The following is a 9,355-nucleotide window of genomic DNA, read 5'->3' on the forward strand; positions in this document are numbered from 1 at the left end:
AGGTCACAAAATCTTAGTGATTGACGACAGTAAAGTCATTCGTATGCGCGTCCGGGATATGCTGCCGGAAGGTGACTTTCAGGTGTTAGAAGCTAAGGACGGTGCAGAAGGCTTAAACTTGATTCGGCAAGAGCGTCCTAACTTGATTATGTTGGATTTCCTATTGCCCCGGGTCAGTGGTTGGGAAGTTTACCAAGAACTGCAAAATGAGAACGACCTGCAGTCCATTCCCCTCGTAATCATGTCGGGTCGGAAGGAAGAAGTCACGGATAAGCTGACCGAACCCTTTGAATTTTTTGAATTTATTGAAAAGCCCTTTGAGAAGCACCAGCTTCAGGAAGCGATTAAAGGGGCGATCACAAAATCCAGATTGCCGCGTCTACGGACAGACACTAGCAAGGCTGCGGCGGCGGCCCCCAGTGTGGATAATGCTGAAGTGATCGAGCTGCGTCAGCGAGTGGAAGCGATGGAAACGGAAATCGTGAATCTGAAGCGGGCGTTAACCCAACTCGTCAACTTCGTGAAGCAAAAGCTGTAGGCATCGCATCCCATTAATCGAGATCTCGCCGTCCCTCTAAGGCTCTAGCCAAGGTGACTTCATCGGCATATTCTAAATCCCCGCCCATCGGCAGGCCAAAGGCAATTCGCGTGACTCGGGTAAAGGGTTTCAGAAGTTGGCCAACGTATAGGGTGGTGGTTTCACCTTCTACACTAGGATTGATCGCCAAAATCACTTCTTGAGTCCCAGCTTGGTGGACCCGACGGATAAGGGGCTGGATATTGAGCTGATCGGGGCCAATACCATCCATGGGCGAAATCAGTCCGCCTAGCACATGGTATTGTCCGCGAAATTCGCGCGTCTTCTCTAGGGCGATCACGTCTCTAGAATCGGCAACCACACAAATGGTGGTTTTGTCGCGATTGGGAGCCCGACAGATATCGCAAACGGGCTCGGCAGAGAGATGAAAGCACACGGAGCAAAATCCGACTTGTTGCTTGGCCTCAATCAGGGCATGGGCAAGGGCTTCGACTTCCGCTGTAGGCCGTTTAAGAATATGCAGGGCTAACCGTTGAGCTGTTTTGGGGCCAATCCCAGGTAATCGCTGGAGTTGCTCCACAAGTCGGGCTAAGGGTCTGGTGTAAACAGTACTCAATGTCGCTGGCCTCTGGGTAAGACGTGAACGGGGGGCAGCAATCTGCTCGCCGCAGGTGTAAAGTTTATCTCACCAGGCATCATCGCTTAAAAATAAAATTGTGCTTCAAATATTGGATAGTCTAGATGGCCCTGACTTCTAGAGTGTCCGATTGAGCGTCGTTAATGTTTGCTTCTGCATCAATGGCGTAGCTGCAGCAGTACGAGTAGTCATTGCTGCAGCTTCAGGTTGTTTTCATCTTTAGGCAAACCGTTGTTGTGTTTTGACACCCCGATATTGGATCGTTTGTTCAGTGATCTTGCTGGGGGTGGGGGGATGGATGGTGATGGGCATGGAGCGTCCCCGGTAGGTTCCTTGCAGGGTTTCTGTGGGGATAAATGTGGGGGCAGTGGTGGCTGTATATTGGACGTTGCGATAGGTCAGTTGCATGATGGGGTCTCCTGGAAAGGTCTATGTGTGGGAAGAGTGAGTGAGTTAAGCGAGATGAACGGTAGAGGTGATACCGCGATAGGTAATGACTTGTTTTTGTGGAGAAGTCACCGTTGTTTGAGTCGGATGAATGGTGGTGGATAGTCCCCGATATTTGCCTTCGTACCCTTCTGGCTTTTGGGGTTCAGCATTGACGTAAGCGGTGTACAAGTTGTTGCGATATTTGAGTAGCATCGAATGGACTCCTGGTCGTTGATAAGCCTTAGTTGACTCGTGTTCGTTATTGATAGTCGTGGGAATGGCCGGAAGACTCAGTGATGACGGTCTAGGGGTAGGGTGACCTTTATCACTAGGCTTAAAAGCTTCTAAAATCCTATAAGCAAAGAATTATAGGGATTTTTTATGCTTCTAAAGCGGCGCTGGTCAACGCCTTTTCGATGAGAGAGCGTCAAGGTGCTGCTGTGATGGCTATCGACATGGTGACACTGGGTGATGTTTCTGTAGGATAAGAGCGTGACTTGGGAGCATCAGGATGGCAAAGCAGTTTATTCCCGTTAATATTGCTGTGATGACGGTATCTGATACGCGTAAGGAGGAAACGGATACCTCGGGGAAACTGTTGTGCGATCGCATCCAAGCAACCGGACATACTCTAGCTGAAAAAGTTATTGTCCCCGACGATATCTACCAAATCCGGGCTGTGGTTTCTCGCTGGATAGCCGATGAATCTGTACAGGCCATCATCACAACGGGAGGTACAGGCGTCACTGGACGAGACGGTACACCAGAAGCGATTAAACCTTTACTGGATAAGGAGATTCAGGGATTTGGCGAAATCTTTCGCATGATCTCCTACGAAGACATTAAGACCTCCACGATTCAGTCTCGGGCATTATCGGGCGTGGCCAATGGCACCTATCTCTTTTGTCTACCTGGTTCATCCGGTGCTTGCCAAACAGGTTGGGATGCCTTGATTCAAGACCAATTGGATGTTCGCCATTCTCCCTGCAATCTGGCGGAGCTTATGCCTCGCTTGCGAGAATAAGGTGGTTTTAGTTGGGCCAGCATTATTTATGACATTTTTTTGAAATCCTCAAAATCCTTGCCAAATAAAATTGTCAGCTATCTATAAGGTTCGGAACTTTATTATTTTTTAAGAATAACTGAACTACTTCCTATTAGTGATTTGGGTGGCTTTTTGTTGATTCTCATGAATAATCCAAACTAGCGGTTTTAAGGAAACAGAACCTAGAATGAAATAAGGCTCCTTACTCTAAAAAAGTTCAAATCACAAGTTGAATTTTACGGTTGATTGATGCCATTCTTATCTCAGGATTAGAGCTTGAGTAAAAAAGGCTATGCCAAACAGTTTTATATTTAAAGGTTTTCGGGTTTTGAACATCAAAGACTCATCGTTCTTTAGCAGCACAAGAGATTGGAGTTGGTTGACAAGACTGCTAACCAACTCACCCTTTGGCTGGATTCTTATTATTCTTTTATTGACATCAAACTACAAGGTTTTTCCTCTTGTAAGAACCTATGTGAATCTTTGGAACTCTAATCTAGACAATCTTTCTATACCAATTACATGTATATGTGGAATTATTTTCTTTCTGTCGAAGTGTCTTAATATTTTATATCTAAGAAAAATATTTGAATATTCTATAGTAATTGGAGAGAACTTTACTTATCGTAAACTATGGGGCCGTGAATTGTTTAATGTTTTTTTTATAACTGCTCTTTGGATAGCCTTTTCTCGTTCAGAGTTTTTAATTTGGCAAAGATTGGGGGTTTAGCTCTGTAACTCCATTGAGGCAAGATATTCGCGAAAGTAAGAAGCTCAGAAAATCAGTGAGATAGTACCGTACTTAGCACTAAATCTATAATCCGTTAGGTTTCATTGCCACTAATACTCCCATTAAACCTCCTGCAATTGGGTAGTGGTTCACCTCAATTAATCCAGCTTCCTTTGCTAGTCTTTCCTGCTCCGGTCCGAGGGGAAACCGCTCTAGGCTGGGGTGATATAGGCATATTCATCCGTGAGGCTATAGCGTTGAGCCACGGGCACCACCACCGACTGCAAATACCAATTTTGAAACTGCTGGATCCAAGCCTGTTGGGGTTGATGAAAGTCTAGAATTGCCACCTGGGTACCAGGCTTCAGTACCCGATCAATTTCGCTCAGACATCAAGGAATATCGGTGACGTCGCGAAGGCCATATCCCATGGTGATGCAGTCAAACTAGTCGGTGGTAAACAGTAACGCCAGGGCGTCCCCTTCTACCCATTCTAACGGTAAATTGCAGATGTTTACACTCGTGCTAGTTCGTAGAATACCTCCATCCAACGTGAACGTTAGACCTTCGTTATGACCGTACTTCCTAACTGCTTGAGAATTTTCAACACGCTATAGAGATCATTCTCAGGGTTGACTAGGGAGAATAATTTGGAGTTGGCATATGCAGTCGTGGGATGTCGCTGAACTTTCAAGAATAAAAATTCGTTGCCATTGGTAATCATGCCAAAAGCAGGTTGCACCGTTTCTGGCTGACTCAGCATATAGGCCAACGCTTGGGGAATCGCTCGGGTAACTGCAAAATCACTCCGCTTGGACTCAATCACCAATAGCCACAGTCGATGCTTTAACACCAGAACATCAATGCGGCCTCGAATAACGGTGTCTTCGTCCTCCATCGCCAGTTCAATACTGCTTTCTGTTTCTATCCGAAACGGCCTGTGATAAAAGCCTGCTAGATCCAGCAAGGGCGCAAGTACCACCATTTTGACGCTATTCTCCAGCATCGGTGGATCTTCCATCAATTCCACAAAATTAGCTCTGACTCGATCTAAGAGGTGTTTGTCTGTGACACTTAAATCAGCATTCGCTGCCGACCATTCCGGGAAAAAGGTGGGGTCTTGAGCATGTCGTAACCCAAATGCCTGCTTTAGATCCCGCAAGGTCGCTTCATTGGCAGCAATGGTTTGCACCATTTTTCAAAAAATCTCCCTACAATCCTGTATCGATTCTGCTGTTTATCTCAACCTTCCTCTGCACTAGGAGTGACCCGTCACTGGCTATTATTAGCGTAGCCGATTCAACAGTAAATTCGTGGTAGCGACGGTGCTTGTCTGGACAAGATCTATCTTCACGCTAATCGTAATGATATCGGCAGGTTAGAAAGTCAATTTTCGCATGTCCAACCCGATAAACGAGTCGATCGGCTAAGGTGACCCTTCGGCTCCAAATATCGGCTCCAAGGTGTTTTAATGGTTCTGGCTTACCCGTTCCCGTAAAGGGGTGGACCAAGCATTCATCTACCAATTTCCAAACCTTGTCATAGGCTGTGGGGTTGGTGTGGGCTAGGTCTTTCAGGTCTTCTCGAAACTCCGTCTCAAAGATGGGACACCGTTGTGGGTTATTCGCTGGCAGTGACTGTGATGGTATCCGCTTCTTCCGTTTGCTCACAGTATTGCCGTAATTCCTCTAAAGATTGGTGGGGGTTGATCTCATCGGGGGTATCCAGATCTCTTGTCTGGGATTTTTCTAGGGCAGAAAATAACCGTTCGGCATTTTTTTGCGATCGCAACAGGTGCACGGTTTCCACCAGGCTGCTCAACTCAGATTCAGCAATCATGGCAACATTAGGTGCATTTTTGCGTTTGACGATGACGACAGAACTATCATTGGCCACCTCATCTAGAATTTTGAAAAATTCTTTACGGGCATTGGTCGCAGATTCTGTTTTGCTAATTAGCACATCTGTATCTGAAACGCGTACATTTGCAAGATAGCATCCAATCCTCATGAGTGTCCAAAACTGACAATAGCGATATCTATACCTTGGGCTTTACTTGGGTATGATCAGGGCAGTTCTGCTTACCAATCCATCATCTGTAATATGGCTGCAAACGACCGATATAAACGCTTTATGCAAGCCTATCGAAACTTGGGGTTATTTCCCTTATTGGAGCCGCAAGAGATTGAAGACTTTCGGGTGAAGTATGGGCGTCGGACATTGGCTCGTCTAAAGCAAGAGGTACAAGCTTCTAAAGCCAACGGTAAGGTCATTTTTACCGGACACCGAGGTTGTGGAAAGTCAACCCTACTGCATGAGCTAAATATCTCGATGCAACAACAGCAGCACTTTGTCGTGTTGTTTTCGATTGCCGATATGGTAGAAATGTCAGACGTTAACCACGTCAATATTCTGTATGCCATCGCCCTGATGCTACTGAGTAAGGCATCTAAACATGGCGTTGCTATTCCTGACTCTACTAAAAAGCACCTACTGAACTGGTTTACAACGACGACAAGCACTACTTATACCGATCAGCTTAAGCAGGAGTTAGGAGCGGGTGGAGACCTCTGGGGATTTTTATCGGCAAAGCTAAAAAAAGAAGATACGTTCCGTAACGAGATCAAGGTGACCTTTGAGCGTCGAGTATCGGAATTATCCGAATTATCCGATACAATTGACCGAATTGCTGCGGCTATTCAAACAGCCACAAAAAAAGAAGTGTTGGTAATTATTGATGATCTAGACAAGCTGGATTTGTCGGTGGTGGAATCCATTTATCGCGATAATATCAATGCCTTATTTTCACCGAATATTCGCATTGTGTTCACTATTCCTATTTCGGTGGTGAGAGAACCCAAGCTACTGGCAACCTTGCAATCTTTTTGTCAGATTATTCTGCTATCAGTAACTAAGTTCTTTACCCAGGATCAGGCCCATCAAGTGGATGGAGAGGCTATTGCTGAGAACGTGGAAATTTTGCAGGAAATCTTAGACAAACGAATTCCGAGTGATTTGATTGCCCCTAATGTTAGGCGTCAACTGGTGTTGTTGAGTGGTGGTGTATTGCGAGAACTCATCCGCTTAGGCCAAGAATGTTGCCGTGAATGTATGTTGGAGTTGGAGCTTGACTCTGATCAGCCTGATCTAGTGATTAATGACGATATTTTAGCGGCAGCCGTCAAAACCTTACGCAACCAATTTGCACGTAGTTTAGGTAGTCAGCTCTATGATCTATTGGTAGAAATTTATGCAGACTTTACTCCTCCAGATGCCCGAAGTTCAGAATTTCTTGAATTACTGCATGGTCTTTTTGTTTTGGAATATGAGAATGATGATTTGTGGTACGACCTACATCCATTGGTGACAGATTTGTTGCAGCGTAAGCAGTTACTGAAATTACCGACTTAATTATTTTTATAGTGATTCAGTCAGAACTAAGTCCTCATAATCTTCGCGAATTGAGAAAACTAATGGTCTCAATTCGAGCTAATGCTAATCACCTAGATTTATTTTTAGCAGTTTGTGATGATCGTGATCTTCAGGAAGTCTTAATTCAGCAATACGAAATAACTCTGAACAGACAAGGAGTTAACACCTATCAAACTGTGCTTAATCCGAGAGACCCAAGCCTGCGATCGACTTTAGACGTTTTAGTTAAAGATCATCTTTCCCTGCAGCTAGATGTAAAGACAGTGGTGACTGTACTTGGGGCTTCAGAATTATTTGGAGTGCGTCTAGCTGACGAAAAATCTGAGCAAGAGAAATTCTTTTTCTCTTTACAATGGACACGAGAAGCCTTAAGACAATTTGAGTTCCCCATTATTATCTGGTTGTCAGATACTGTGGCGACAAGTATATCAAAACAAGCACCAGATTTTTGGAATTGGCATGGCGGGGTGTTTGAGTTTGAAACTCAAATCATGGGTGATCATCTTCCTCATTTATCATTTCAACCAGGGCCTCATTTTCCAGCTAACAATCATAAGGATACACTTCAATCTTTAGCTCTTATTGTTGAAGATATAGAGCAACAAATTGCTGAATTAAACCATCAAAATCCTAAATCTCCTCTTTTAAGCACACTCTATATAGATCTAGGCAATGCTTATAAGCAGCAATCGAGATATGAGTCTACACTTATTGCTTATGAAAAAGCACTAAAGCAGGCAGAAAATAGTAACAATAAGATTAGGCAAGCTAGGGTATTATTTAGCATTGGGGAAACTTTGTTGAACTGTCAGCGTTATGAGCAATCGCAACAATATTTCAAACAAGCATTAGCATTATTTGAGCTAATAGATGAGCATTATAGTCAAGGTATTACTTGCCATCAATTAGGTATTGTTTCTCAGAAGATGCGAATGTATGGACAGGCACGCACATACTATCAAAATGCTCTCGATATCAAAACTGCAGCCAACGACCAATATGAGCAAGCAAGGACTTATTATCAATTAGGTAGAGTTTCTGAAGAGCAACGAGAGTATGAACAGGCGCGGGGATACTATCAGAAATCTCTCTCCATATTTATCAAATTTAATGATAAATACAAACAAGGAATTACTTACCATCAATTAGGAATTGTAGCCCAAAGACTACGAGAATATGAGCAGGCACGCACATACTATAAAAATGCTCTCGACATTAAAACTGCATCCAACGATGATTATGAACTTGCGAAGACATATCATCAATTAGGTAGAGTTGCTGAAGAGCTTCGGGAGTATAAAAAGGCACGAACATATTATCAAAAAGCCCTTGACATAAAAATTAAATGCAATGACACTTATAGTCAAGCAAGTACGCTTTTTCAGCTTGGTAAAATCGCTGAAGTATTAAAAGATATAGTGGAAGCACAAAAATTTTATCTACAAGACTTAGCAATTACAGTTGAGTGTAAAGATGAAGTTGGCATGGATATTTCAAAAAGAAATCTTGTTCGCTTCTACCAGAGATATCCTGACGAAGAATTTCTAGCAAGCGCCGCTCAAATCTTGAATATTTCTGTTAAAGAGCTTAAATCTATGATGCCTTGCTAGATCACAGAGATTAACAGAATCGCTTTTATTGCTTGCAATCAATAAGCTAAAAACCTCATATAAACAACTTATCTTGCTATTTTTGTAATACTAGGGTTCAGTGCTTCATTGCTACCAAAACTCCCATTAAGCCCCCGGCAATCGGGTAGTGGGTCACATCAGCCAATCCAGCATCTTTCGCTAGCCTTTCCTGCTCAGGTCCCTGGGGAAAGCGTTCTAGACTAGGCGTGATATAGGCATATTCCTCCATGAGGCCATAGCGTTGCGCCACAGGCACCACCACCGATTGCAAATACCAATTTTGAAACTGCTGAATCCAAGCCTGCTGGGGTTGATGAAAATCTAGAATCGCCACCCGGGCACCGGGCTTAAGCACCCGATAAATTTCGCCCAGACATCGGGGAATATCGGTGACATTGCGCAGACCATATCCCATAGTGATGCAGTCAAACTGGCCGGTGGCAAAGGGCAGTTCTAGAGCATCCCCTTCCACCCATTCCAAGGAGAGATGAGGGTATTGAGTCTTGCTACGCTGCTCAGCAACCACCAGCTGCTCTGAGGAAAAATCGACTCCGGTCACCTTACCTGGGGATACTTTCTGGGCTAACAGTCTGGCTAAATCTCCGCTGCCACAGCAAATATCCAACCCCTGATCGCCCGGTTTGGGATTAGCCCATTTGACCGCCATCATTTTCCAAATGCGGTGCTGGCCCAAGCTCAACCATTGATTAAGGTCATCATAAACAGGAGCAATGCGGTTAAAGATGTCTTGAATATCAGAGGATAGAGGAGTTGGGCTCATGGGGGGCAACCGTTGACCGATGGAGAAAGCAAAAACGATGACGATCTGGCAAGTGGACTTTGATCGCCGTCCTCTTAAGAATACTGAGGACTATCCCCTCTGGGAACTCACCGTTTATGATCCGCAAACCCA

General features: G+C 44.4%; 12 protein-coding genes and 1 pseudogene. 5 read left to right on the plus strand and 8 right to left on the minus strand.

Annotated elements, in window-relative coordinates; genetic code table 11:
• The coding region (locus Q0986_RS19045; RefSeq protein WP_299414418.1) for a response regulator at positions 1-538 on the plus strand (538 nt) is incomplete at its 5' end.
• A gap of 13 nt (positions 539-551) precedes the next feature.
• On the opposite strand, the gene recR is transcribed toward Q0986_RS19045, so the two are convergent.
• From recR to Q0986_RS19060, 3 genes are all read right to left on the minus strand, one after another.
• Positions 552-1,154: a recombination mediator RecR gene (gene recR, locus Q0986_RS19050; protein ID WP_299414421.1), complete on the minus strand. Its 603-nt coding sequence runs from the start codon at positions 1,152-1,154 to the stop codon at positions 552-554.
• A 240-nt stretch (positions 1,155-1,394) separates the two neighbouring features.
• Positions 1,395-1,583, minus strand: coding sequence for a DUF4278 domain-containing protein (locus tag Q0986_RS19055; RefSeq protein ID WP_299414423.1), 189 nt, complete (start codon positions 1,581-1,583; stop codon positions 1,395-1,397).
• A gap of 45 nt (positions 1,584-1,628) precedes the next feature.
• On the minus strand, positions 1,629-1,817 hold the full coding sequence (locus tag Q0986_RS19060) for a DUF4278 domain-containing protein (protein ID WP_299414425.1): 189 nt from the start codon (positions 1,815-1,817) through the stop codon (positions 1,629-1,631).
• Between the two features lie 298 nt (positions 1,818-2,115).
• Here Q0986_RS19060 and moaB point away from each other — a divergent pair, with 298 nt between their 5' ends.
• Positions 2,116-2,628: a molybdenum cofactor biosynthesis protein B gene (gene moaB / locus Q0986_RS19065; RefSeq protein WP_299414428.1), complete on the plus strand. Its 513-nt coding sequence runs from the start codon at positions 2,116-2,118 to the stop codon at positions 2,626-2,628.
• An 835-nt stretch (positions 2,629-3,463) separates the two neighbouring features.
• On the opposite strand, the pseudogene Q0986_RS23050 reads toward moaB, so the two are convergent.
• From Q0986_RS23050 to Q0986_RS19085, 4 genes and pseudogenes are all read right to left on the minus strand, one after another.
• Positions 3,464-3,882, minus strand: a pseudogene (locus tag Q0986_RS23050) (class I SAM-dependent methyltransferase); the annotation flags it as partial.
• 56 nt (positions 3,883-3,938) lie between these two features.
• The gene (locus Q0986_RS19075; protein WP_299414435.1) at positions 3,939-4,574 is read right to left on the minus strand and encodes a type I restriction enzyme HsdR N-terminal domain-containing protein; all 636 of its coding nucleotides are present in this window, start codon (positions 4,572-4,574) and stop codon (positions 3,939-3,941) included.
• Between the two features lie 160 nt (positions 4,575-4,734).
• The gene (locus Q0986_RS19080) at positions 4,735-5,049 is read right to left on the minus strand and encodes a Txe/YoeB family addiction module toxin (protein ID WP_299414437.1); all 315 of its coding nucleotides are present in this window, start codon (positions 5,047-5,049) and stop codon (positions 4,735-4,737) included.
• The gene (locus Q0986_RS19085) at positions 5,000-5,335 is read right to left on the minus strand and encodes a type II toxin-antitoxin system Phd/YefM family antitoxin (protein ID WP_366918631.1); all 336 of its coding nucleotides are present in this window, start codon (positions 5,333-5,335) and stop codon (positions 5,000-5,002) included. The genes Q0986_RS19080 and Q0986_RS19085 overlap by 50 nt, the downstream gene beginning before the upstream one ends.
• 147 nt (positions 5,336-5,482) lie before the next feature.
• Here Q0986_RS19085 and Q0986_RS19090 point away from each other — a divergent pair, with 147 nt between their 5' ends.
• Positions 5,483-6,790: a P-loop NTPase fold protein gene (locus tag Q0986_RS19090; protein WP_299414443.1), complete on the plus strand. Its 1,308-nt coding sequence runs from the start codon at positions 5,483-5,485 to the stop codon at positions 6,788-6,790.
• Between the two features lie 62 nt (positions 6,791-6,852).
• Positions 6,853-8,421 carry a tetratricopeptide repeat protein gene (locus Q0986_RS19095; protein WP_299414445.1) on the plus strand — a complete coding sequence of 523 codons (1,569 nt, stop codon included), beginning with the start codon at positions 6,853-6,855 and terminating at the stop codon, positions 8,419-8,421.
• Positions 8,422-8,518: 97 nt separating this feature from the next.
• On the opposite strand, the gene ubiE is transcribed toward Q0986_RS19095, so the two are convergent.
• The gene (ubiE, locus tag Q0986_RS19100) at positions 8,519-9,223 is read right to left on the minus strand and encodes a bifunctional demethylmenaquinone methyltransferase/2-methoxy-6-polyprenyl-1,4-benzoquinol methylase UbiE (protein ID WP_299414447.1); all 705 of its coding nucleotides are present in this window, start codon (positions 9,221-9,223) and stop codon (positions 8,519-8,521) included.
• A gap of 37 nt (positions 9,224-9,260) precedes the next feature.
• Between ubiE and Q0986_RS19105 the strand changes: the two genes are divergently transcribed.
• Positions 9,261-9,355: Tab2/Atab2 family RNA-binding protein (locus Q0986_RS19105; RefSeq protein ID WP_299414450.1), on the plus strand; the 95-nt coding region annotated here is incomplete at its 3' end.

Source organism: Acaryochloris sp. IP29b_bin.148 (assembly GCF_028285565.1).
Lineage (GTDB): Bacteria > Cyanobacteriota > Cyanobacteriia > Thermosynechococcales > Thermosynechococcaceae > Acaryochloris.

Bases quoted from the DNA above. Each gene is read 5' to 3' on its own strand.
- Q0986_RS19055 (WP_299414423.1), bottom strand. From the start codon at position 1,583: ATGCAACTGACCTATCGCAACGTCCAATATACAGCCACCACTGCCCCC.
- Q0986_RS19060 (WP_299414425.1), bottom strand. From the start codon at position 1,817: ATGCTACTCAAATATCGCAACAACTTGTACACCGCTTACGTCAATGCT.
- moaB (WP_299414428.1), top strand. From the start codon at position 2,116: ATGGCAAAGCAGTTTATTCCCGTTAATATTGCTGTGATGACGGTATCT.
- Q0986_RS19075 (WP_299414435.1), bottom strand. From the start codon at position 4,574: ATGGTGCAAACCATTGCTGCCAATGAAGCGACCTTGCGGGATCTAAAG.
- Q0986_RS19090 (WP_299414443.1), top strand. From the start codon at position 5,483: ATGGCTGCAAACGACCGATATAAACGCTTTATGCAAGCCTATCGAAAC.
- Q0986_RS19095 (WP_299414445.1), top strand. From the start codon at position 6,853: ATGGTCTCAATTCGAGCTAATGCTAATCACCTAGATTTATTTTTAGCA.
- ubiE (WP_299414447.1), bottom strand. From the start codon at position 9,223: ATGAGCCCAACTCCTCTATCCTCTGATATTCAAGACATCTTTAACCGC.